Source organism: Dellaglioa sp. CoH-55-MRSF-8, from assembly GCF_056782195.1.
The window spans coordinates 1-247 of the sequence record NZ_JBXAYH010000240.1 but is presented as its reverse complement, the minus strand read 5'-3'; the positions used below and the strand labels follow the sequence as shown (position 1 = coordinate 247).

The 247-nt window shown below is 60.7% G+C and carries 1 protein-coding gene; it reads left to right on the top strand.

The features are described 5' to 3' along the window. Window positions 1-247, top strand: a 247-nt coding sequence (locus AC1RPW_RS08610) for a hypothetical protein (protein WP_481769548.1), incomplete at both ends; no start/stop codon positions are given.

Genomic DNA, 247 nt, shown 5'->3' with positions numbered 1-247 from the left:
CATTACGGTTGGTGATGTTCCGCACGATAAGGGCGAAACGAGCCCGGGCAATCCGAGCGGCACGGAATTCGAAAAGCCCGCTGGCATGAACCCGGCTGAGCCTCTGGTCGAACCGACTCGCGAAATCGAAGACGCGCCGAATATGAGCGCCGAAATTCCGGCTGCGGCTCCGGATACCGTTGACGAATTCGACGACGCGGTTGATGAGCCCGGCGTCACGATTCCGGACCCAGACGAAGTTCCGGAC